This is a genomic window from Synechococcus sp. C9 (assembly GCF_022984075.1).
Classification (GTDB): Bacteria; Cyanobacteriota; Cyanobacteriia; order Gloeomargaritales; family Gloeomargaritaceae; genus Gloeomargarita.
Genome location: NZ_JALAAD010000001.1, coordinates 1,101,556 through 1,124,433, shown reverse-complemented (window position 1 = coordinate 1,124,433; position 22,878 = coordinate 1,101,556). Strand labels below are relative to the sequence as shown.

The window sequence follows — 22,878 nt, the reverse complement described above, 5'->3', positions numbered from 1 at the left end:
CCATGCCCCGCTCCCAGCGCAACGACAATTTCATTGACAAAACCTTTACAGTTCTGGCGGATATTTTGCTGAAGGTACTGCCCGCCACCCCCAAACAAAAAGCGGCCTTTGTTTACTACCGGGATGGCATGAACGCCCAGGCGGAAGGGGAATACGCCGAGGCTCTGCAAAACTACGAAGAAGCCCTGGCCCTAGAGGATGACACCTACGACCGGAGCTTTATTTTGTACAACATTGCCCTGATTCATACCAGCAACGGGGATCACGAGAAAGCCCTGGATTATTACCAGCAAGCCCTGGACTTGAACCCCCGGATGCCCCAGGCGTTGAATAATGTGGCGGTGATTTACCATTACCAGGCGGAGCAGGCCAAGGCCGCCAATGATTTGGAACGAGCCGAGCAATTATTCGACCAAGCCGCCCAGTATTGGCAACAGGCGATTCGCCTTGCCCCCAACAACTACATTGAAGCCCAGAACTGGCTGAAAACCACTGGGCGTGCCACAATTGACATCTTGATTTAAGCGGCGCAGTCAGCCTTTGCAGTGGTTCCGGGATACGGCTGTCAACCCACCGGCTCTAAGATGCTTGGTATGCTTTCATTGGTGAACAGCCTGCAACCGGATTGTAAACAGATGCTATAGCAATCGTAAATGAAAATAGAATAGGGGTCGTCTTTGGTTCTGGAAAATTTCTGTTGCGTAATGGTTTGGGATTGCTATAGTGGCTCCTAGGAATCAGATATATAGTAATTTCAAACAAGTTTGCAACATTCGCCTTTACCTGCAAACCCTGTCCTAGAAGGGGATACAGTGATTACCAGTGCCTCAAAGCGTTGCATTTTCTTGTGAAACGACTATAGCAGTCCTAAATGAGAATGGAACAGGGGGTCGCAGGGGCACCGCCCCCGTTCTTGGTTCTGCGGAATTTCCGTTCGTCAATCAAGTAGGATTGCTATAGTGGCTCCTAGGAATCAGATGAATCAGATACAATCAGTACATAAAGATATTTTTCTAACATCAATAATATCTCTTGCAATTTGATGGTAATTGCTTGCACATCCGTAGGGTTTGACGTTAACCAATCCTGGGGGTATAAGTGCAACCATCTATCTTTGATTTGAGAGAATCTCATGGGCATTTCCAGTAAAGGACATAGCACACTTGCGGTCACAAAATCGAGGCTTACTTCCGCTTGAAAAAAACAACTTTGTGCTGGAGTTTTCAAGAAATGAGAAATCGGAAAAGCCTGTCCCTGTTCCAAGGTACTCCGCCAAGCGGTTTTGACCAGATCGGTACAGAGTTGGGGGTGCAAATAAATCAGAGATTCCGCTGTTAATATCGTTGCTTGTGGGGCGGTGGGATAGCCGCACCAAAAATCAATGAGCCGCTCGTGAGGATGAATTAAATCCCTGAGATAATACCGCTCCCAAGGGGTAGCAATCGCCTCAACAGCCCCAATGATCGCCGGTACATTCTCCGGGTCAGTAAATAATTCCGTTAATCGCCACTTGCGCCAATAGACCATTTCAATCAATTCCAAACCGGCATACTCTAAATAGTGACTCACATCCAGGGGCGTAAATCCTTTATCACATTGAAAGAGGTAATTCATTAAAATATATTCCTGACCCCATCGGTCTAAACGATTACCTAAGGCGGGTTGCCAACAGTTTTTTTTGAGATTAACCTCATCCTGCAACTGTTCCATGATCAGGCGCACCGTATGAATGGCTTGGTCTTCAGGGTTATTTTTTTTTAAGCCGAGCCACTCAAAAAATTCCTGACCCCGATATTGCTCAGCACGCTGGTACTGGTCGTGAAAATTCACCCGCATAATTCCCTGGGGTTTTAAGGCTTGAGCCAGCTTTTGTAACGTTACTTTGGGGTCATCCGATAAATAGATGACTTCATCGCAATTAATGTAGTCAAATTGATAATTCAAACAACCAATTTCCTCAATGGGTAATACATGAAATTCATAGTTTTTTATCCCATGATAATGCAGACGATGGCGGGCCAGTTCGATAGATTTTTCAGATAAATCAATCCCCACAATCCGGGCATTAGGGTTCGCCAACGCCAGGGTTAAGGCACCGTAACCCGAACCACATCCCGCATCCAAAATAATTAAATTATCTTGCGGTGGAAGTCGCTTATATTTCAAATAGTAAGGGGTGGTCAGATTGTGAATAAATAAAGATTCTGTTTCATGCTGGGGGGATTGCTCCAAGGGGAAATAGGGATAGGGGCCAAAGTCAAATTGCTCCCTAATTTTTATAAGGTTACTATTGCTGTTATTCCCATTGTCAGCCATGCCTTACTCAACCGTTAGTAGCACATAAAGGGATTGTTCTAAAAATAATAGTAATTCCCTTAACATGGTACGAGCAATTTCAACAGGCACCGGTTCCAAGGTGAGTAAATCCCGGGGATAGAGTTGTAACCAACGTTGCAAAAGACTTTCAAAAGATTGGGTGCCCTCAAACAAAGGCCACAAAGCCCCAAGGGCAATCGCATCAATTTCCACTTTCTCAATCTGTAATGCGCCCTGGACAGGGAATTTCAAGTAATCTGACAGGATTAAAGGCCGCCCTCCCTGCAAATGGGCTTGCCACGCTTGTTGCACCGTTTCGTTTCTTAATTGGGGATGCAGAGAAACCATCGCCTGACCTTGGGAAACAACCGTTGGTTCGGCATTGGGATGACCACACCACAAATCCAAAAGTCGCTCCCCTGGATGCAACAAATTCACCAGGTGTAATACCTCCATCGGTGTCGCTTCTGCCAGTGCCAAAGTTAACACGGTGGGTAGGTTCTCAGGGTCTTTGAACAGGGATTTGATACGCCATTTTGGCCAGGCCACCATTTCAATAAACTCTAAACCAGCCTCCTCCAAACACCCAAATATCTGGGGAATGGTAAATCCCTTGTCCCCCTGGAGCAGGCAATTCATCAAAATAAATTCGCTGATATGATCATTTAATTCGCCCTCATATTTTTTACTCCATGTTATCCGCTTTAGTTCACATCTATCGTTGAGTTGCCCCATGATCTCTTGAACGGTTTTTAATTCAAATTCCTCGGGATTATCCTGCATTAAACCCAACAGCCCAAAGAATTCCTGGACTTTGAAATACATCTCCCGCTGGTATTGATTATGCACATTAACTCGGAGAATCCCCAGGGGTTTTAAGACCTGCTTAAAAGTCGCTAATGTGGCTACCGGGTCAGGCATTAGATATAAAACTTCATCGCAGTTAATGTAATCAAACGTTAAGCCTAATTCACCCACCTGGTCAATCGGGAGGACATGAAATTCATAGTTGGATAGACCATGAAACTCGAATCTTTTGATAGCCAAATCCACCGAGTTAGGAGAAAAGTCAATCCCGACAATTTTAGCCCCCGGATTGGCAAGGGCAAGGGCTAAGGCTTTGTACCCGGAACCGCACCCCGCATCCAAAATCACTAAATCCTGGGGAGGACGTTGCCGGTACCGCAGATAGTAAGGCGTGGTGACATTATGAATCCATAAAAATTCTCGGTCATCCTTGGGGGACTTCTCTAAAGGGTAACGGGGATAGGGACCGTAGTTAAACTGTTGACGAATTTTTTCTAAAACTTCATCCATCGTTTTTAAGGCCGATTTTTTAGGTTGGCTCTAATTATAATCAATCTCCTGTGGGATTGGGTTAAGAAAAATGGAAGGTTTCCCTTTATCTCGATGTTCTCCTGGATTCCTACTTGACAGGGTTGCTCCGGTAGGTTATTTCTGTAATCGTTAGGGTTTTCATTGCACAAAAAATCAGGGTAAACTTCAGGATTAATTGGTAATGCTTTTGTCTGTCTAATTACGGAGGTGGGTGGGGATGGAACGCTGGAGTCGGGGGTTAAGATTTGTATTGCTGATGCTGAGCATCCCGGTTCTGCTCTGGGGATGTAATTTTGGCGGTGCCCCTAAGCCTGCGAGTATTGCCATTGACGGTTCGAGTACGGTTTATCCAATTAGCAAGGCGGTGGCAGAGGAATTTAAGAAAACCCAACCGAAGCTTTTGGAGGAATTAACTGTGGAATTTTCTGGGACAACCGGGGGGTTCCGTAAGTTTTGTGAAGGGAAGGTGGATATTGCCAATGCCTCCCGTCCGATTAATCAACAAGAGATGGCTTTGTGTAACAGAAATGATGTCCGTTATATTGAATTACCAGTTGCATTTGATGCGCTCACCGTAGCGGTTAATAAGGGCAATGATTGGGTGGACAAATTGACGGTGGAAGAATTGCGAAAGATTTGGGAACCGGCGGCGCAAGGGAAAATCAAAAAGTGGAACCAAGTACGCCCAAGTTTCCCTGACCGTCCCCTGAATTTATTCAGCCCCGGTGAGGATTCAGGTACGTTTGATTATTTCACGGAAGCCATTGTGGGCAAGGTGGATGCCAGCCGGAAAGATGTGGTTTTTAGTGAAGATGACGATACGCTCGCCCAGGGAATTATCCAAGACCCGAATGCGCTTGGGTATTTTGGCGTTGCTTACTTTGAGAAGAATCGGGACAAGATGAAAGCGGTTCCCATTGACAATGGGGATGGTCCGGTGACACCCACATTGCAAAATGTGTTGTTGAACAAATATCGTCCCTTGACCCGCCCCCTATTTATTTATGTGAATGCTGCCAAAGCGCAAGAGAAAGAAGTGCTTAAGGACTTTGTGGGATTTTACCTAAAAAATGCCGCCAAAATTGTGCCCAATGTGGGTTATATTCCCCTCACGGATGAGCATTATCATTTGGCAGAGGTAACGTTCTACAAACAGGAAGTGGGTACGGTATTCGATGGTAAAGCTGATTTCCAACTTACCCTAGAGGAACTGTTGCGTAAACAGGCTAAATTTCAGTAGGGCGTTGGCAGAGTTGGGCGAAGGTTTCATAGAGGAATTGGCGGTGTTCTGAAACATTGAAATGTGCCTCCGCAAACCGACGGCTTTTTTGCCCCAATGTTTGCCGTAATTCCTGGTTTGCAATTAGCAACTTGAGGGTATTAATTAACTTGGGGTGATCGCTGGGGTTCACTACTACGCCCAAATCATGATTCACCATATATTGGGCGGCGGCGGTTCCTGCTCCGGCTAATAGGCAAAGGGGTAAACCAACGCTGGCTAATTCCGTCAGACGGGAAGGGCTAGAATAGCGGGCATACCAGGATTCGGGTTGGTCGCAACGGTTAAAGGGAATCAGTGCTAAATCATAACCACTGAGTTGTGTCATTAATGCCTCTGGCGGGATAAAACCCCGGTAGTCAATTTCGGGGGGTAATTCGTAATTGCGTTCCTGTAAACATTGCCAGGAGCGGGGATGGGCGTACCAATGAATGGGTTGCAAATTAGCAAATTCCTGAGCCAAAACACGCCATGCTTGCGCAAGGTCATCTAAGATTTCCGTATAACCACAGTTGCCGATGATCACCGCTCGAAAATGGGCATTATAGGGGGGATGGTTTTGTTTATAAAGGGTTGGTAAATCGCAGTGAAAGACGCTCACCACCGGCACCGGCCGGTCTAAAATCTGACTAATGTCCGCTTGCATCGCTTCGGTTAATGCCCACACTTGGCTTAAATGGGGATTCAATTGTTGCAATAAGGGGATCATGCGAGCATCGTCAGGATGCCAATCCAAAAAGTGTTGAATGACTGGAAGTTTATAATGATATTGCCGTAAAATTTCAGCCAAAATTTCTAAGTCATCTCGACACAAACAGGTGGCGTAAATTAAATCGGGATACCACTTTTTGCGGTTTAAGTACGACCGAATTTCCCGCATATCTTTCGCCTGGTGAGGTAAATGAATTTGCAGTAATTTGCGTCGCCAACGGCGTAATTCTGACCGCCAATCCGTATCGTATCGCCGCACCCACAGATGCTGGGGAAGGGCGGGTTCCCCCTGAAAACCGGCAAACACATTCCACAGGTGGGCGGGGGGATAGGTGGCAAAGTGACTGAGCAAACGTGCCCCAGTTCCGTGCGCCAAGGACAGGCACCCCGTGGTCAAAATGAGGATATTAGGATGTGACCCCATGACTGCGCCAAAGGGCATCGGCAACCTGAACCACTTGTTTGATTTGGGCAACGTCATGAACCCGCAGAATATCCGCTCCCTGGGCAATGGCGGCACAACAAGCGGCGGCGGTACCCCATACCCGTTGTTGGGGGTCGGGTTGATTGAGAATCTGACCGATAAAACTTTTCCGGGAAGGCCCCACCAAAAGCGGGCAATTTAAGTCCCGAAATCGGCATAAGTTCCGCAGTAAAATTAAATTTTGTTCGGTATTTTTGGCAAAACCAATGCCGGGGTCAAGGACAATTTTTTCAATGCCTAATTGTTGGGCTTTGTCCCGTTGTTGGGCAAGAAATTCATAAATTTCCCCGATTAAATCCCCATAGTCAGTCAAAGATTGCATGGTTTGGGGATTGCCCCGCCGGTGCATGAGAACCACCGTGACCCCAGCCTGGGCGACCACCGGCAAGAGTTCCGGGTCATCCGTACCCCCGGAAACGTCATTGACCCAAGTCGCCCCCACAGCGATGGCTTCAGCGGCCACGACCGCCCGGGTGGTATCCACGGAAATCGGTACGCTGACCTCGGTAGCTAGAGCCTGAATCACGGGGATCACCCGCCGCAATTCCTCCTCCAGGGGAATAATACTGGCTCCCGGACGGGTGGATTGGCCGCCAATATCCAATATATCCGCCCCTTCAGCCACTAATTTTTTGCCCTGCTGTACCGCTAAATCCAGGTCAAAATACTGCCCACCATCACTGAAACTATCCGGGGTGACGTTGAGAATCCCCATCAGATAGGTACGTTCGCCCCAGGTCAGCACCCCAGCACCTCCAATGAGCGTTTGACCACTTGGTCCGGGTCAAAGGGTTTGGTCATGTACAGGTCGGCACCCACCTCCTGCCCCCGCACCTTGTCAAATTCCTGCCCTTTGGCGGTGAGCATGATAATATAGACACCTTCGAGCAGGAGTTCCTTTTTCACCCGTTGACAGACCTCAAAGCCGTTCATCTTGGGCATCATCACGTCCAAAAATACTAAATTGGGCCGTTCATTTTGGATAACGTCTAAAGCCTCCAGGCCGTTGCTGGCGGTCAGGAGTTCAATGTCCGCCTCATCCGCCAAGTCCTCGAGGGTCTGTTCCAACAACAACCGAATGTGGGGTTCATCGTCCACAATCAGAATTTTGCGACACATCAGGCGGGGCGTTTCAGCGCTTGCACCAACAACTTGGCCAGGGCGGCCAACTGGGCAGGCTCAAAGTTGGCAATCAAGAGCTTGGCCGCCTCCCGGGGTTCCACCGGAATGGTAATTTGTTTGGGGGCCGCCGGAGCCGCCACGGTCGGGGCAACGCTGGCCGCATCCACCCCCGCCAAACTACAGAGGGTGGCACTGGGGACGACCATCTGCGCCTTGCCCTGCTGGATCAATTCGCTGGCCTGCTTGAGTTCATTGAGCAACGGCCCCGCCAGCTTCGCCAGGGGTACCCGGGGATTGGTCACCGCTTTTTGGGCCGTCTGGGTGAGGGTCTGCCAGGTGGCTACGCCGGGAGCGAAAGTCCCCAACCGACCACACAGAGCCGCCACCTGCTGGGTACGTTCCGGGGTCGCCCCCTGCTTGATCAGTTCCAGCATCTGCCGCAACACCTGCAACACCTGGGCGGAGAAATTGGCAGGGACAAGAGGTTTGCTCTCTCCGGTCACCATTTCCCCGGTGAGCCGCTGTTGGAGGAGGGCGAAAATCGGCTCCGCCTGTTGAAACGCCGTTTGGCCAAAGTCTTCCGTGAGATTCCCCTGCTCCAGATGGTTGACCAAGGATTCCAGGGTTTCAAATCCCCGCAAAAATAAATCTTCCGACTCCTGGTCAATGGCCGTGCCCGGTTGTTCTTTCACCACCTTCAGGCAGTCCTCCAGCCGGTGTGCCGTGCGGCGAATGCTGTCATACCCCAACATGGCGGCTCCCCCCTTGATGGAGTGGGCGGCCCGGAACATTTCATTCACCATCTCCTGATCCTGGGAGTTGGTCTGCAAATTCATCAACCCCTGTTCTAAGGTTTGGAGATGCTCTTTGGCTTCTTCAATGAAGTACACCAAAATTTTCTGCTGTTGTTCCGGCAACATGACCATTCTCCCTTGGGTGATGATGGGTGGGCAGGCGAACAGACATCAGGAGTATGGCATCAGTGTACCGTTATTTTTGCTAAAACGGGTACTGGGAAGGGGCAATTTCGGCAAAAAATTCCTCAAGCGGGGGCATCGTGACCGGCGTTGGCCTCGGTTTTGCGGAGATAGGTCAGGAAACTCTCCAGACTGCGGCGGTAAATGTAGGGCCAGCCCCCCTGGGTTTCGATGTCCAGCAGGAAGTCGTACAACTCTCGGCGGGTCTGGGGTAAGGCGGCGGCAAAGGCACCGGTCTCAATCTCCCGGTGGAGAGACTCCAGGAGGCGCAATACCGCCAATAAAGCCACCGCATCCCCCTGGCGTGACGCTACCGCCGCCCGCACGGATTGCTCAATCGCCAGCAGTTGGGGGTCCTTCACGACCACACCCGCAACACGGTCGGAATTGCCGCCACCGCCGGGAATTGCCGAATTTCCTCCAGCGCCAGCCAGAAATTCCCCTCCCGCACCTGGTGGGTCACGACCACAATTTCCGCCAACTGTTCCTGAGTGCTGATCTGGACGATGGATTCTAAACTCACCCCGTGGCGACCATAGCAGGTGCCCAATTGACCGATCACCCCCGGCTGGTCCTGGGTCAGGATGCGGGTATAAAAGCGGGTTTGCACCTCATCCATTGCCAGTTGGGGAATCGCCGTGGCCACCGGTGCCCCCAAAAGGGGATGGTAGCCGGAATTGGCCCGGAGGGTCGCCACCACATTCACCACATCCCCCACCACGGCACTGGCGGTCGGTCCCGCCCCGGCTCCTGGCCCCTGGAACATGACTTCCCCCAGGGGTTCCCCCCCCAGCACAATGGCATTTTGCACCCCCTGCACACTGGCGAGGGGATGGTCGTGGCTAATTAATGTCGGATGGACCCGGATGTCCAGGGCTTCCCCCTGCCGTTGCGCCAGGGCCAGCAATTTCACCTGAAACCCAAGGCGTTCGGCGTAGCGCAAATCCACCGGCTGAATCCCGCCAATCCCTTCGCAATAGACCTGCTCCCGACTCACCCGCACCCCAAAGGCCAAAGTCGCCAGGATGGCAATTTTATCGGCGGCATCTTCCCCATCCACATCGGCACTGGGGTCACTTTCTGCGTAACCCAGGGACTGGGCTGTGGCCAAGGCCGTGGCAAAATCCCCCCGCCCCTGGGCCATCTGGGTGAGGATAAAATTGGTGGTGCCGTTGACAATCCCCAGCACCCGGGACAGCCGGTTCGCCCCCAGGGCTTGCTTGAGGGGATGGATGATGGGAATGCCGCCCCCCACCGCCCCCTCCATCAGCACATACACCCCCTGGTCTTGCGCCGCCTGAAATAGCTCCGCTCCGTAACGGGCCACCACCGCCTTGTTGGCCGTAACCACGTGTTTCCCCTGGGCAATGGCCTGCAACATCAAACTGCGGGCGGGTTCCAAGCCCCCCAAGACCTCCACCACCAGGTCAATCTCCGGGTCCTGCACCAGGGCGGTCAAATCCGTGGTCAGCAGTCCGGGGGGGAGATGCAACGCCCGGGGTTTGTGCAGGGAGCGCACCCCCACCCGATGCAGGGTCAATTCACTCAACAGGGGATGCCGTCCCTTGGGGTCAAGGAGAATTTGGGCCACCCCCGCCCCCACCGTTCCCAGCCCCAACAAGCCCACCCGAATGGTTCGGTTCTCAGTCATAGACTACCTCCCCCTCCAGCATAGAGGTTTACCCCCCCGCCGCTACGGTTGGGACGAAATTTTTGGCCAGCCAGGCCACCGCCGCTTCGTATTGGGGGTCGTTTGCCGTTGCTTCCGACTGGGATGAAACCATTTGATCCGGCACAATCCCCCGCCGGTGAATGTCATGGTGGAGGGGGGTTTCGTAGCGGGCCACGGACACGGCCAACCCATCCCCATTGCTGAGCTTGAACACAGACTGAATCAAGCCTTTCCCAAAGGTGGTTTCCCCCACCAGGGTCGCCCGCCGATGATCCTGCAAGGCTCCGGCCAGGATTTCACTGGCGCTGGCGGTACCATGATTCACCAACACCACCAGGGGTTTGTCCGTCAGGGCTTTGCCCCCGGCGGTAAAATCCGTTTCCAGTCCATCCCGGTTCACCGTATAGACCACCGTGCCCTGGTCGAGCCATTCCTGGGCGATTTCCAAACCCGCCTGAAACAGACCCCCCGGATTATTCCGTAAATCCAGCACATACCCCCGCACCCCCTGGGCTTCCAGGGCTTGGATCGCCTTCGCCATCTCCGCCGCCGACCCGGCACTAAACTGGCTGAGTTGGATGTAGCCGACCCCCCCCGGACGCAGGTCCCAGGTCAGAGACGGTAGGGTCACCCGCTGGCGGGTAATGGTCACCGGCCACCGCCGTTCCCCCCGCTCCAGGGTCAGCACCACCTGGGTGCCCGGCAGACCCCGCATCCGACTGGCCGCCGTATCCATCCCCATCCCCAGGGTGGACTCCCCATCAATTGCTAAAATCCGATCCTGGCTCTGCACCCCCGCCTGCGCCGCCGGTGAACCCGCAATGGGCGCTACCACCAGGGGCACCCGCCGTTCCGTATCCAAGACAATTTGCAGACCCACCCCGGTCAATTCCCCCGCCGTAGTGGTTTGCAGATTCCGGTATTGGCTCTGGGGCAACACCCGGGTGAAGGGGTCATCCAACCGGCTGAGCATCTCCTGAATCACCGCTTGCGCCTGCTCCATCGTCTCCGGGGGGGGATGCAGTGCCGCCTGCCGCACCTTCTGCCAATTGTGCCCGTTGAACGTGGGGTCCACATAAGCCCGATTGACAATGTGCCACACCTCCACCACCAGCCGTTCCGGTTCCGTCAGTGCCAGGGCGGGCTGTGCCCAGGTGAAGCTCAGGATAAATAAGAGTAAAACGAGAACCCACCGACCCCAACGGCACCTCATGCCTGACCTACTCCTAAAACGACAACCCTAATTTCACCCCCAGAGCCATATGCACCACCGCCACCGCCAGGGTCGCACTGCCCACATAGGCGTGGAGGGTACGGGTCCATGCCTGCCCTTTCATCCCCAAGGACAACAGGGCATTCACCGTCAACCCCGCCAGCACCACCGTCCCAGTCACAAAATGGGGACTCTGGAAAATCTCCTGCCCCTGCATCACCAAGGAAAGCAGACCACCGCTGTAGCCCAAAGCCAAAAAAAGGTACAGCCAGGGGACTAATTTCCGATGCTCCCCCCAAGCGGTTTGTGCTACCTCCGGGTCCGTTGCCAACCGCCCCCGCCAGCCCGTCAGCGCCGCAAAGCTCCCCATAAACACCAACACAATGCCCATCATCAAAGGATGCCCCCAGTGGACAACCGGTTCTGGAAAATTCAAGCCAGCAAAAAAATCCGCCGCTGGTTGCAGCCACGCCCGCACCTGCTCTGCCATAGGTTCTCCTCCTCGCTAGCTCTACCATAGCGTAGGAGCCTAAGTATCCGTAGGCTTTTGCTCCCAGGGCACCTGCACCACCACCGCCGTGATATTGTCCCGCCCCCCCCGCTTACACGCCGCATCCACCAGGGTTTGCACCGTCCACTCCGGGGAACGCATCAACCGCAAGGTAGCGGCAATCTGCCAGTCCAACACCTCTTCCGTCAACCCATCGCTACAGAGCAAATAACAATCCCCCGGTTCCAGGGTGAGGGGATGCACGGTCACCGGCTCCAGGTCATCCCGCCCCAAACATTGGGTGAGCAAATGCCGCCAGGGATGGGAACGGGCTTGCATGGGGGACAACCCCCCGGATTCAATCGCCTGCGCCACCCAGGTATGGTCTCGGGTGAGTTGCTCCAAATGATTCCCCCGCAGACGGTACAAACGGGAGTCCCCCACATGGCAAAACCACCCCTGCGACCCCTCCCCCCGACAGAGCATCACCACCGTCGTGCCCATATCCTTGATCACCGGGTTGGCTACCTGCTCCGCCAGCAAATGCTCATTCGCCCGCAGTACCGCCTGTTGCATGACTTCCGCCAACGCCTGGGTCTGCCCCCAGTAGGTCTCCAGGTAAAGCGCCATCACCCCCACCGCCAACTGGCTGGCTCGCTCCCCCCCGGAATAGCCACCCATGCCATCCGCCACGATAAAAAATCGCCCTTGGGCATCCACATGGTAGGCATCCTCGTTGTATTGCCGGACAACCCCAGGGTGGGAAAGGGCACTGAATTGCAACGGCATCCGCTCGAGGTCAAGGGTGACGTGTTCCATTCTCGCATTATGTCAGGCTGACATAGTGTGCAATATAACACCCAATAATACCTATCATGGCAAAAAATTTCCCCGCTTCTTTCCGTACGATTACGCAGTTGGGGGGGATAGCCGGTGAACCAAGCCAAAATGTTTCGCTAAACTTAAGTAAAATATAAGTACATACTGCTAAACTTTTAAGAACCTAGTAATAACCTATTAAGCCTCGCCTTCAGCCGGGATCATGTTTAGAGTTCGGCATCCGGCACATAAGTCCAAAGGGTATAACTCGACGGGTCTTCCACAACCAAGCAACCACGGGTATGGGAATCTAAATACTTTTGGCATTCTTTGATTGCCTGCTGGCGCTGGTGGACACCAAAGGAGCACAACCGCTCAAAAACCTTACATTGGTATTGAATCCGCATGGCTTGTCGGTAGTCCGCCCCAATCGGCTCCACTTGTTCAGCAGACAGGATTAACATCTAAAGAACTTCTCAAGTTGTGTCCATTTGCATCTGATTATATCGCACAAGTGCGGGGCTTTTCCCCCAGCAGTCGGCAGGATGCCGCCTGGGTAATTCCCTGAGACCGCTGGCTGGTATCTATCGTTTCGATCAATTTTGGGGTCAATCCTGTCAATGGCTATAATAATGGGATTAGCCAACCGAAATTCCCCAGAACTAAAGACGGGGACAACGCCCCTGCAACCTATTTTTAGAGATGCCCTTAAGTATAAATTGAGTATAAATTACAAACGGGGTTTAATTTTGCCGCACCTCCCGCAGGGCATTTTGGGTGACTTGGGCGAGGGTGCGTTCGTTGGCACGGGGCAAATGGTAATAATTCCCCCCTGCTTTTTGCGCCAATTCTTTCGCAAATCCCGTGGAAACAAACTTATTTTCCGTATCAATTACCAGCAAACGGAAATCCAACAAACGCATTTTACCGGCAAGTTCCAGCAGTTCGGTTTTAATATCCACCCCAGGGTCAGGGGGTTGTCCCAGGGAGCGAGCCAGCGGCACATTGCCCCGCCCATCCGTAATCGCCACCACAATCACCTGACCAATGTCCCCCCCTTGACGGGCATTCATCCCCACCCGTACCGCTTGGGTTAACCCGTGCGCCAGGGGCGAGCCACCCCCACAGGGCAGTTGATCCAGACGACGGCGGGCGGCTTCAATCGAACGGGTGGGCGGCAGTAACACCTCCGCCTGTTCCCCCCGGAAGGGAATCAATGCCACCATGTCCCGGTTTTGGTACGCCTCGGTCAATAACCGCAACACTGCCCCTTTTGCCGCCTGCATCCGATTCAGCGCCATCGAACCCGAGGCATCCACCACAAAAACGATTAACGCCCCCGCCTTCCGCACCAGCCGTTTCGCCCGCACGTCCTCCCCCGTGACCACCACTTTTTTCCCCGGTTGGGCTTGACGGCGTTTTTGCTGATGGGGAGCCGCCGCCCGCAGGGTCGCATCCACCGCAATCCGGGGGTGATTGCCCTGGGGTAAAATCGGTTTCACATACCGACCCCTCTGCTGGTTAATGCTCTGATTACGGGTACCGGCGCGGGTGCGGGGTTGGCATTTTTGGGCAAAATACAGCAACTCCGGGTCGAGAATCACCCCCTCCGGGTCAAAGATAAATTCCTCCGGGAGGCTGTTGTTCTCCTCCGGTTGCGCTTCCGGGGGTTGCTCCGTTTGGGAATCCTGGGGCGGAGGCGGGGGGGGCGGCGGTGGCTCTGTTTGCGGGACAGTTGTGGCACGAGGGATGATTGCCAATTCCACCCCCACCCGCAAATCCTCAGCGGTGACCTGATTCCGTCCCCAAAAAGCCGCATGGGCTTGGGCAATCCGGGTGGCAAACAACTCCCCCCGATGTCCCTGTACCCCCGCCCGCAAGGACTCCTCCACCAAATACTGCACCTGTGCCGCCGTGATCCGCACCGTGGGTAACCATTCCCGTGCCAGGAGGATTTGGGTGCGTAATGCCGCCATTTCTTCTTCCTGCTCCGCCCAGACCGCCTGGGGCTGATCCCCATACCGCACCGCCCGCTGGGTCGCCTCCGCCCGTTCCGCCAATTCCGCCAAGGGCACCGCCGCCAGTTGGATGGCAAACCGGTCTTGCAAATGACTCCGCACCGCCCCCTCCTCCGGGTTGTAGGTGGCAATCAACAGCGGACGACAGGGATGCACCACGCTCACCCCTTCCCGCTCCACCCGGTTAACCCCTTCACTCAAAACCGTTAACAAAATATTAACAACGTTATCATCCAGTAAATTCAATTCATCCACATACAACACGCCCCGGTGCGCCTGGGCTAATAAACCCGGTTGAAACACCGCCTCCCCCTGTTGCAGAGAAGCCGCCACATCCACTGCCCCCACCAACCGGTCTTCCGTCACCCCCAAGGGAATTTGGACAAATGGCGGGGCGGTGATCTGAGTGACTACGGTTTCTGGGTGAAACAACCATTCCTCCGGGTGTTGAGGGTCATCCTGGTAGGGGGAACCCTGCACCACCTCAATCGGCGGCAATAGGGCATGAATCCCCCGTGCCAGCACCGATTTCGCCGTACCCTTCGCTCCCGCCAGCAACACCCCGCCAATCCCCATATCCACCGCCGCCAACAGCAGGGCAAGCTTCAACCGCTCCTGTCCTACCACCGCCGTCAGGGGGAAGGTCAATCGTTCACCACCCGTTGATACGCCTGCCAATAGGTTTGCCATTGCTCCTGGGATACCGTGTCCTGCCGAAAACAAATCCGTTCATGCACCCGCCAGAGCAGATCATAGCTTTCCTGGGGGGCAAGGTGCTGGGTTAAACGGCGATATTCCCCATCCGTGCGACTTGCCAAAGGGGTAATCCCCCGGCGGATTTGCAGATATTCCAACAGGCTAAAGTATAAACAACGCACTGCTTCTGTATAATCACCTTGCCCATGCCACCTTTGGGCTTCCTCTAGCCAGGAATTTTGATGGGTTACTGTGGCGCTCCCACTCCTGGGGGAATACCATCGCCATTGGTTCCAGCGACGATTGTGCAACCAGCGGGTCAGGCGCAATCCCAGGAATACTCCCATCCCCACCAAGCCCAGCCACAGCAACAATTGAATATACAATGGCGGTACACCAATACCCTCTAAATTGGGCAGATTGGGATTCAAGCGGGCGATGGTAAACTCCCACCATTCCTGGAGGCGTTGTTGTAAAAGGCGGGTCTGCCAGTCCAGACTGGTCTGCTCGTAGGTCTGTGCCATCGTGCCAATTTGTACCATATTGCCTATACTAGAGTACCGATGCGGGCATAGTTTAGTGGTAAAACTACAGTCTTCCAAACTGTCGATGGGGGTTCGATTCCCCCTGCCCGCTTACTCCCACAGAGAGCCGAATACACCGATTCTACGGTACTTACAGAATTTACCCCATTAGTACATCAAAGCTAGGGATTAGTACAGAAATGTAGCCATATCTATAGCACTCCTAAATGAGAATGGAAAAGGGGTCGCAGGGGCACCGCCCCCGTCCAAGAAGCACCTGCGGTGTATGGTTCTGGGAAATCTCTGTTCACTAATCAAGTAAGATTGCCATAGTATTTTTGGTGTAGGCAAACGTAGGTACACCAATGGGGACAAGGGCGGCGAAGGTGCCGAAGGGGAGTGCCCCGATTGCCAGTGGCGGCTAGGGCAAAAATACAAAGACTGCTGGAGCGAATTAGTAGCCAATAGCCTTAGAGTGGAAATATACACCGATGGTTTCCATTATGCAATCCGAATTACCGCCCCAAGACTTCCAAGCCCAGGTATTGGCAGAGCTACGGGAAACCAAAGAGCAAATTTCCCGTATCCGATTTGAAATGGAAGCATCCCAGAAAACGGGGGAACGCCTAGAGCGACTCGCAACTTCCCTGATCGCCGGTGCCACCATTGCCGTTATCGCCGGGGTAGTCCTCACCATCATCAGGGGCGGGGGATAACTCCAAATTCCCGAAATAGGTGTAGATTCGGTGTAATTTCTTTAGAGGTAGTCCTAAAACCCCGTAGGCATCGCTATTTTATTACAGTCTTCCAAACTGTTGATGGCGGTTCGATTCCCCCTGCCCGCTTGTATCATGCTGTGTACGGTGCCAAATTAGTGTCGTCATACACATCCGAATCTTTCTATAGCTAAGCATACAAAGGTTGACATGATATGGGTCGTTGGGCGTAGCCCCACATTGGTTTCCCAGAATCTTAAGGCGACAACCTTAACCTACCTAGCTATAGCTACTAAACGCTTTTCACCAATTTGGAACTCTTAAGGGCACCTCTATTTATTTGCACCGATTGAAGGTTATCTGGCTCGAATACCCATGCTAATGGCTACGCAGGCTATCAAGAACTAAGATGGGGCGGTGCCCTGCGACCCATTTTGAGGAAGTGCCCTTAATTAGACATTAAACCGAAACACCATCACGTCCCCTTCCTGCACCAGATATTCCTTGCCCTCACTGCGAATCAGTCCCTTTTCCCTGGCCGCCGCCAGCGAACCGCACCGTACCAAGTCCTCGTAGCTAATGGTTTCCGCACGGATAAACCCCCGCTCAAAATCCGTGTGAATCACCCCAGCGGCCTGGGGAGCCAAGGTGCCCGCTTTGATCGTCCAAGCCCGGGTTTCGGTTTCGCCGGTGGTGAGAAAGGTGCGTAAACCCAGCAATTCATAAGTAGCACGGATCAACGCCTGTAAGCCGCCACTGCTCACCCCCAAGCTGGCGAGGTAGTCCGCCCGTTCCGGGGGGGGGAGTTCCGTCAGTTCCGCCTCCACCTGCGCCGACACCCGCACCACTCGGGTCTGTTCCTGGTGCGCGAGCGCCTCCACCTGCTGGGTCCAAGCATTGCCGCTGGCTAAATCCGTTTCGCTGACGTTGGTGGCGTAGATCATCGGTTTGGCGGTGAGCAAATCCAAGGGGCGCAACATCGCCTGTTGTTCCGCCGTCAAGCCCAATTGCCGCACCAAACGCCCCTCATTCAACTCGGCGGCCACCTGGTCGAGGAGTTCTAATTCTGCCTGCGCCTCTTTTTGGGTACGGGCGAGTTTTTTTTGTTTTTCCCGCCGCCGTTCCACCTGCTCCAAATCCGCCAAGGCCAGTTCCAGGTTAATCACCCCAATGTCGCGCACCGGGTCAACGGAACCGCTCACATGGATAATATCCGGGTCATCAAAACAGCGCACCACCTGGACAATCGCATCCACCTGGCGGATATGGGAGAGAAACTGGTTGCCCCGCCCTTCCCCCCGGCTCGCCCCCTCCACCAGTCCGGCAATATCCACAAATTCAATCTGCGCCGGGACAATCTGCCGGGAACGGGAGAGTTTGGCTAAAACCGCCAAGCGTTCATCCGGGACATTCACCACCCCCCGGTTGGGTTCAATGGTACAGAATGGATAATTTTGGGCATCCGCCTTGGCATTTTCCACCAAGGCATTGAAGAGGGTGGATTTTCCTACGTTGGGCAGACCGACAATTCCCGCTTTCAGCATTCCCTATGACCACACATGGCTTCCTCAGGCATCGTAACAAACATTGTTAAATATCTTCTCAGTTTTGTGTGACTTGGGTAAAAAGATTCAGTTAGGATACATTGGGGGGGATCACCCCATGCGTTGAATTTTTTTATACGAGGGGAACCATGCGTGTTGTTTTGACCGTACTATTCGCCATTGGGATCATGCTGGGAAGCTGGGTCATGCCTGCTCAAGCCGCTGATATTGCCCACGGGGGCAAGGTGTTCGGTGCCAACTGTGCCGCCTGCCATGCGGGGGGTCGGAATGTGGTCGTCGCCAGTAAATCCCTGAAAAAGGAAGATTTGGCGAAATATGGCATGGATTTGGAAGCCATCATCTATCAAGTCACCAATGGGAAAAATGCCATGCCCGCCTTCAAGGGTCGCCTGAGTGCTACCGATATTGAGGATGTGGCGAACTACGTGGTGGCGCAGGCGGAAAAAGGCTGGTAGTCGTTGCCCTAGCTGGGGGAGTGTAGCGGATGGGAACGTTGCGGGGCTGGTGGCTCCTCCTGCTCCTGGGCTGGATTCCCCCGGTGTGGGCGCAAAATACCCCTGACCAATGGAAGCTGTGGCACCAACCCACCCTGGTCTATCTGATCAGCGGCTATCAGGGGCAATGGCGGTTTGAAGAACGCACCTGGGAGACGGTGGTGCAAACCCAGGGCACGGGGGTATTTGTCCATCCCAACGGCAAAGTTCTTACCCTGGCGACGGTGGTACAGGGGAGTGTTCAAGGGGACAAGCAAGGCAAACGCCGTCTGCTCGAAGATTTAGCCCGGCAACGGTTGATGCTGTACAACGAAGCCTTCCCCGAGCGAAAAATTCCCATTACGCCCGAAAACATCCAGACAGCGGTCGCCCGGATCGAACCGGAAGCCCAACTGGAGCAATTGGAACGAATTAATCAGGTATTGCTCCCCGGGGGACAGGCGGATCAACCCTATGAATTTCAGGTGGTCAAGTACGACCCCCAACGGAATCTCGCCCTGGTCACGGTGCCATTGACCCAAACCCCTACCCTGGTGTTTCGGGAAGCCCAGCCCCCCACAGCGGGCACCCCCATTTATGCCCTCGCCCAAACCTACGCCCAGGATAGAATCACCCCGACCCTGGATGCGGGCACCTGGAACGGCTCAGGGATGGTTTTTCCCTCAGGGCAGGCGCAGGGGTTGGCGGGAGCCATCGTCTTTTTGGCTAATGGGGACGTGTTGGGCTTGGCTACTGTCCAGGACAAACAGGTGCGTCTGATTGCCGCCACCACCCTCCGGCAATTTCTCCAGCAAGCGGGGGTAGAAAACCAGGACAGCCCAGTGAACAGCCTGTGGCACGAGGGGTTAACCCATTTTTGGGAAGCCCACTACCGCCTTGCCCAGCCGGTTTTTCAGTCCATCCTCAACCGTTATCCCCAGCACCACAGCGCCCAAAGCCTCTTGACCCAGGCGCAGGAACAGATCGAGCAAGGGCAGGACCGTTCCCCGGTGGATTGGTGGCAGATGGGGCTGGTGGTAGTGGGGGCGAGTATTTTGGGGCTGGGAGCCGGGGCGGTGGGATTGGCGATTTGGTTCAGCCGTCGTTCCCGTCCGGTACCGCCTGTGCAGGGAATTCCCGCAATACCAACGGAACCGATGACCGTGGCGATAGGGCAGGTAGAGATGACCGCCCCTGTTACCCCCCCAACGCTTCCCCATGCGGAAAACCCGACGGTTACCCCCCCGGAAGCCATCCCCACCCAGATGCTCACACCGCTGCCTCTCATCGCCGAGCCAGAACCCCCCCCCGAGCCGGAAACCCAGGTGATTACCCCGCCCCCCCGCTCCGCCCTACCTGACCGCCCCCTGCCGACCGAGGAGTACCGCCCCAGCCGTCTGGTCTGCATCGCCGGGCCCGCCCAAGGGGAGGAATTTACCCTGGTGGGCACCCATTACTTGGGACGGGACAGCCAACGCTGTCATATCGTCATCCCTGACCCCCAGGTTTCGGGGCAACACGCCTGTATCGAAGTGAGCGAAACCCACGTCACCCTGCGGGATTGTGGCTCCACCAACGGCACTTTTATTAATAGTGTCCAGCACCCCCGGATTACCCAAGTGCGTCTGGAAGATCAAGATGTGATCATCCTGGGACAAAAAGGCACGGTGAAATTCCGCTTCTACGCCTGACCGCCTTGACCTATACTAAAATTAAGTAATAATTCTTAATACCATCATGGCTAAAATCACCGTTGGTCAGCCTGCGCCGGATTGGCAACTGCCGGATACGAGCGGGCAATTGGTCACGCTTCAGCAATTTCGGGGGCAGTGGGTGGTCTTGTATTTTTATCCCAAGGACGACACCCCTGGTTGCACCGCCGAAGCCTGCGCCTTTCGGGACAGTTATGCGGAATTTCAGAATGCCGGAGCCGTGGTGATCGGGGTCAGCGGCGATGATACCCCCAGCCATGAGCGGTTCAAAAGTAAGTACAATTTACCGTTTATCCTCCTCAGCGATGCCAACAACCAACTGCGGCGCACCTACGGCGTACCGGCGACCTTTGGCTTAATTCCGGGGCGGGTGACCTATGTGATTGACCCGGAGGGGGTCGTGCGGTTGGTGTTTGATTCCCAGTTTGACTTCCGTGCCCATGTGGACAAAGCCCTTGCCACGATCAAAGCCAGCCGATGAACGAGCAATTTCTGACTTTGGACGAATCCGCCCAGGTGGATGCCGCCCTGCTCTCCTCCCACGAAAAATTCCTCACTCGGTTGACCATTTCCTCCCTGCGCCTGCTTATCCACATTGCCGCAAGTTACCAAGTGCCGGTGGAGCAACTCACCCCCAGCCAGATTATCGCCTGGTTTGAAGAAGATAGTAAAATACGGCGAGAGCAAGGAGCCACCGCCGCCTTCTTGAAATGGTGAAATTAGTCAAATTAAGGGCACCTCTCTTTGTTTGGATTACCAGAAGGTTATCTCCCTAGAATGCCAATACTATTGAGAACCACAGACGGGGGCTACGCCCCTGCGACCTAAAAGTGCCCTTAACAGACTACGTGAGGAGTGAATCAACGTTCGGAACGTCAAAGGAATTTAACCCCGACCCCGAATCGGTGCAGGGGGTGGGACAAATTCTTGGGGCACTTCCACCGCTGGAGCCGGAGGGTAAAAAGCACCATCCCGGGCGCATCCAGTTTCAATGGGACGGCAATTCAGGTTAAACAGGGATGCGGAGTAGGGGTTGGGGAAATCCTGCACCCGGTAGGTCGGGCCGGGAATCTGCCCCTGGATGTCCATGATGTTCACATTCAACTCGGACAGGTTGCGGGTATCGGTCTGCACCGCAATTTCCGGGCCCCCGGGGGTAGTCTTCAGGCGACCAATGTGCAGATTGAACAGGGTCTGGGTCTGCCCCGCCAACCAGGATTGGTAATAGTAGCCGCCCGTATTGCCGAAGTACACTTGGTTGTACATCCGTTGCAGGGGTAGGGTATTGGGTCCCGTGGTAAAGTGGGTGAACCCGTTGGGATACTGTTCAAAAAATTGCGCTTGGGCGGGCGTGGCTACCCCCAACACCAAACCACCCAAGGCTAAAACTAGGAATTGTTTCATGGGAATCTTCACTCCTCGGAGAATAAGTGAAACGTACTGCTGGAGCGTATGTGATGAGCATATTGATCCTATGTTCTACTATACGGGACTTTCCCGGTCTTGCCTAGACCGACAACGGCAAACGGATGGGGAAAGACATATAGCAATCCTAAATGAAAATGGAATAGGGGTCGCAGGGGCACCGCTCCCATACTTGGTTCTGGAGAATTACTGTTTGTTAATCAAATAGGACTGCTATATTTTCTGATCCAGGCAATTTTACCGAAGGTGGCGGTCAATGCCCAAAAAAATTGGAGAGCTAGCAGGTTTTGTATGTCGGCGTATTCGAGGCAGTCATGAGCGCTGGATACACGCGGCACTACCAGAACTTCGATGCTAAGCCCTACTTAGAAAAGTTGGTTAGAGTGGCACTGCAAGCACTTAGAGATAAGGAGGAAGAGCAATGATTCCAGCTAAATATCGTATCAATATCATCTGGTCGGAAGAAGATAATTGTTATCTAGTAGAATTGCCAGAGTTTGCTACATCCATACAAAGCTACTTTACCCATGGTGACACCTACGAAGAAGCATTGACGAATGCGCAGGAAGTCCTGGAGTTGTTAATTGAAAGTCACAGGGAGGAGGGGAGAAAACTACCAGAACCGCAAGTGTTACAAGCTCTCGGAAGAAGTAGCGATCAATGAAAAGCACTAAGCAAAACTTGCCTAGACCCACCAGGGCACACGAATGCGGAAAGTCATGCTTAAAATTGAACAGCAACCCCTTAACCCATGAGCAGTATGGCGGTGCAAGTGCGTTTTTTGCCGGAGGATATTACGGTGACGGCGACGGTGGGGGAACCCCTGTTGCAGGTGGCGGCTCGGGCGGGGGTGGTGATTCCCACGGGCTGTTTGATGGGTTCCTGCCATGCCTGCGTGGTGGACTGGGAAACCCAGCCGGGGGCGGAACCGGAGGTGGTGCGCGCCTGTTTGACCTCGATTCCCCCAGGGGAAGCCACGTTAACCATTCACCTCTATCACGACCCCACCTGGTAATAATTCTTAGCACCTCATCCCTACCATTGGGGCGGGGCTGGCTTTAAGCTAAAAAACAGCCTGTGTATGGGAGGAAAGTATGGTGCAACGGGGTTCAAAAGTACGGATTCTCCGCAAAGAGTCCTACTGGTATCAGGATGTGGGCACGGTGGCGTCGGTGGATCAAAGCGGGATCAAATATCCGGTGATTGTGCGCTTTGACCGAGTCAACTACACCGGCTACAGCGGTGAACAGGGCGGGGTGGCGACCAATAATTTTGCCCTGGATGAACTGGTGGAAGTGGAACCGCCCCCGAAAAAAGGTAAATAACGG

General features: G+C 53.9%; 26 protein-coding genes and 1 tRNA gene. 11 read left to right on the top strand and 16 right to left on the bottom strand.

The window, feature by feature from the left end:
• The first annotated feature begins 2 nt into the window (after positions 1–2).
• On the top strand, positions 3–524 hold the full coding sequence (locus tag MLD66_RS05610) for a photosystem I assembly protein Ycf3 (RefSeq protein WP_247215954.1): 522 nt from the start codon (positions 3–5) through the stop codon (positions 522–524).
• A 442-nt stretch (positions 525–966) separates the two neighbouring features.
• On the opposite strand, the gene MLD66_RS05605 is transcribed toward MLD66_RS05610, so the two are convergent.
• On the bottom strand, positions 967–2,316 hold the full coding sequence (locus tag MLD66_RS05605; RefSeq protein ID WP_247215953.1) for a class I SAM-dependent methyltransferase: 1,350 nt from the start codon (positions 2,314–2,316) through the stop codon (positions 967–969).
• 3 nt (positions 2,317–2,319) lie between these two features.
• Entirely contained in the window at positions 2,320–3,633 is a 1,314-nt protein-coding gene (locus MLD66_RS05600; protein ID WP_247215952.1) for a class I SAM-dependent methyltransferase, read from the bottom strand.
• A gap of 238 nt (positions 3,634–3,871) precedes the next feature.
• Here MLD66_RS05600 and MLD66_RS05595 point away from each other — a divergent pair, with 238 nt between their 5' ends.
• Positions 3,872–4,894 (top strand): PstS family phosphate ABC transporter substrate-binding protein, encoded by a 1,023-nt coding sequence (locus tag MLD66_RS05595; RefSeq protein WP_247215951.1) that lies wholly within the window; start codon positions 3,872–3,874, stop codon positions 4,892–4,894.
• Here MLD66_RS05595 and MLD66_RS05590 read toward each other — a convergent pair.
• From MLD66_RS05590 to MLD66_RS05535, 12 genes are all read right to left on the bottom strand, one after another.
• Positions 4,881–6,068 carry a hypothetical protein gene (locus MLD66_RS05590; RefSeq protein ID WP_247215950.1) on the bottom strand — a complete coding sequence of 396 codons (1,188 nt, stop codon included), beginning with the start codon at positions 6,066–6,068 and terminating at the stop codon, positions 4,881–4,883. The genes MLD66_RS05595 and MLD66_RS05590 overlap by 14 nt on opposite strands.
• Entirely contained in the window at positions 6,052–6,843 is a 792-nt protein-coding gene (folP, locus tag MLD66_RS05585) for a dihydropteroate synthase (RefSeq protein ID WP_247218987.1), read from the bottom strand. The genes MLD66_RS05590 and folP overlap by 17 nt, the downstream gene beginning before the upstream one ends.
• Before the next feature lie 23 nt (positions 6,844–6,866).
• Entirely contained in the window at positions 6,867–7,247 is a 381-nt protein-coding gene (locus MLD66_RS05580) for a response regulator (protein ID WP_247215949.1), read from the bottom strand.
• On the bottom strand, positions 7,247–8,170 hold the full coding sequence (locus MLD66_RS05575; RefSeq protein WP_247215948.1) for an Hpt domain-containing protein: 924 nt from the start codon (positions 8,168–8,170) through the stop codon (positions 7,247–7,249). Before MLD66_RS05575 ends, MLD66_RS05580 begins: the two co-directional genes overlap by 1 nt.
• A 122-nt stretch (positions 8,171–8,292) precedes the next feature.
• Positions 8,293–8,589: a hypothetical protein gene (locus MLD66_RS05570; protein WP_247215947.1), complete on the bottom strand. Its 297-nt coding sequence runs from the start codon at positions 8,587–8,589 to the stop codon at positions 8,293–8,295.
• A complete protein-coding gene (locus MLD66_RS05565) occupies positions 8,586–9,878 on the bottom strand; it encodes a homoserine dehydrogenase (protein ID WP_247215946.1) in 1,293 nt (430 codons plus the stop codon). The genes MLD66_RS05570 and MLD66_RS05565 overlap by 4 nt, the downstream gene beginning before the upstream one ends.
• Before the next feature lie 28 nt (positions 9,879–9,906).
• Positions 9,907–11,112, bottom strand: a complete 1,206-nt coding sequence (locus MLD66_RS05560) for a S41 family peptidase (protein WP_247215945.1) — start codon at positions 11,110–11,112, stop codon at positions 9,907–9,909.
• A 13-nt stretch (positions 11,113–11,125) separates the two neighbouring features.
• Positions 11,126–11,602: a DUF4079 domain-containing protein gene (locus MLD66_RS05555; RefSeq protein WP_247215944.1), complete on the bottom strand. Its 477-nt coding sequence runs from the start codon at positions 11,600–11,602 to the stop codon at positions 11,126–11,128.
• A 39-nt stretch (positions 11,603–11,641) separates the two neighbouring features.
• Complete coding sequence (locus MLD66_RS05550; RefSeq protein WP_247215943.1) at positions 11,642–12,421, bottom strand: protein phosphatase 2C domain-containing protein; 780 nt, start codon at positions 12,419–12,421, stop codon at positions 11,642–11,644.
• Positions 12,422–12,648: 227 nt separating this feature from the next.
• Positions 12,649–12,885, bottom strand: a complete 237-nt coding sequence (locus MLD66_RS05545) for a hypothetical protein (protein ID WP_247215942.1) — start codon at positions 12,883–12,885, stop codon at positions 12,649–12,651.
• 279 nt (positions 12,886–13,164) lie between these two features.
• Positions 13,165–15,129, bottom strand: a complete 1,965-nt coding sequence (bchD, locus tag MLD66_RS05540; RefSeq protein WP_247215941.1) for a magnesium chelatase ATPase subunit D — start codon at positions 15,127–15,129, stop codon at positions 13,165–13,167.
• On the bottom strand, positions 15,084–15,659 hold the full coding sequence (locus tag MLD66_RS05535) for a DUF4129 domain-containing protein (protein WP_247215940.1): 576 nt from the start codon (positions 15,657–15,659) through the stop codon (positions 15,084–15,086). The genes bchD and MLD66_RS05535 overlap by 46 nt, the downstream gene beginning before the upstream one ends.
• A gap of 41 nt (positions 15,660–15,700) precedes the next feature.
• Between MLD66_RS05535 and MLD66_RS05530 the strand changes: the two genes are divergently transcribed.
• Together MLD66_RS05530 and MLD66_RS05525 are read left to right on the top strand one after the other, a co-directional pair.
• Positions 15,701–15,771 (top strand) — tRNA-Gly (locus MLD66_RS05530).
• A gap of 391 nt (positions 15,772–16,162) precedes the next feature.
• A complete protein-coding gene (locus tag MLD66_RS05525; protein WP_247215939.1) occupies positions 16,163–16,375 on the top strand; it encodes a hypothetical protein in 213 nt (70 codons plus the stop codon).
• A gap of 452 nt (positions 16,376–16,827) precedes the next feature.
• Here MLD66_RS05525 and ychF read toward each other — a convergent pair whose 3' ends face one another.
• Positions 16,828–17,919, bottom strand: a complete 1,092-nt coding sequence (gene ychF, locus MLD66_RS05520) for a redox-regulated ATPase YchF (RefSeq protein WP_247215938.1) — start codon at positions 17,917–17,919, stop codon at positions 16,828–16,830.
• Between the two features lie 149 nt (positions 17,920–18,068).
• Between ychF and petJ the strand changes: the two genes are divergently transcribed.
• Genes petJ through MLD66_RS05500 form a run of 4 tightly spaced genes read left to right on the top strand, consistent with a single transcriptional unit; the run spans position 18,069 to position 20,842 of the window.
• A complete protein-coding gene (petJ, locus tag MLD66_RS05515; RefSeq protein ID WP_247215937.1) occupies positions 18,069–18,395 on the top strand; it encodes a cytochrome c6 PetJ in 327 nt (108 codons plus the stop codon).
• Positions 18,396–18,424: 29 nt separating this feature from the next.
• On the top strand, positions 18,425–20,104 hold the full coding sequence (locus MLD66_RS05510) for an FHA domain-containing protein (RefSeq protein ID WP_247215936.1): 1,680 nt from the start codon (positions 18,425–18,427) through the stop codon (positions 20,102–20,104).
• A 46-nt stretch (positions 20,105–20,150) separates the two neighbouring features.
• Entirely contained in the window at positions 20,151–20,606 is a 456-nt protein-coding gene (locus tag MLD66_RS05505; protein ID WP_247215935.1) for a peroxiredoxin, read from the top strand.
• Positions 20,603–20,842 carry a hypothetical protein gene (locus MLD66_RS05500; protein WP_247215934.1) on the top strand — a complete coding sequence of 80 codons (240 nt, stop codon included), beginning with the start codon at positions 20,603–20,605 and terminating at the stop codon, positions 20,840–20,842. The genes MLD66_RS05505 and MLD66_RS05500 overlap by 4 nt, the downstream gene beginning before the upstream one ends.
• A gap of 168 nt (positions 20,843–21,010) precedes the next feature.
• Here the strand turns inward: MLD66_RS05500 and MLD66_RS05495 are convergent, their stop codons facing one another.
• Positions 21,011–21,529 (bottom strand): hypothetical protein, encoded by a 519-nt coding sequence (locus tag MLD66_RS05495; protein ID WP_247215933.1) that lies wholly within the window; start codon positions 21,527–21,529, stop codon positions 21,011–21,013.
• Between the two features lie 442 nt (positions 21,530–21,971).
• Between MLD66_RS05495 and MLD66_RS05490 the strand changes: the two genes are divergently transcribed.
• The 3 genes from MLD66_RS05490 (at position 21,972) to MLD66_RS05480 (ending at position 22,875) form a co-directional block, all read left to right on the top strand.
• The gene (locus MLD66_RS05490) at positions 21,972–22,214 is read left to right on the top strand and encodes a type II toxin-antitoxin system HicB family antitoxin (RefSeq protein WP_247215932.1); all 243 of its coding nucleotides are present in this window, start codon (positions 21,972–21,974) and stop codon (positions 22,212–22,214) included.
• Between the two features lie 96 nt (positions 22,215–22,310).
• The gene (locus MLD66_RS05485; protein WP_247215931.1) at positions 22,311–22,565 is read left to right on the top strand and encodes a 2Fe-2S iron-sulfur cluster-binding protein; all 255 of its coding nucleotides are present in this window, start codon (positions 22,311–22,313) and stop codon (positions 22,563–22,565) included.
• Between the two features lie 79 nt (positions 22,566–22,644).
• Entirely contained in the window at positions 22,645–22,875 is a 231-nt protein-coding gene (locus MLD66_RS05480; protein WP_247215930.1) for a photosystem I reaction center subunit IV, read from the top strand.
• Positions 22,876–22,878: the final 3 nt, after the last annotated feature.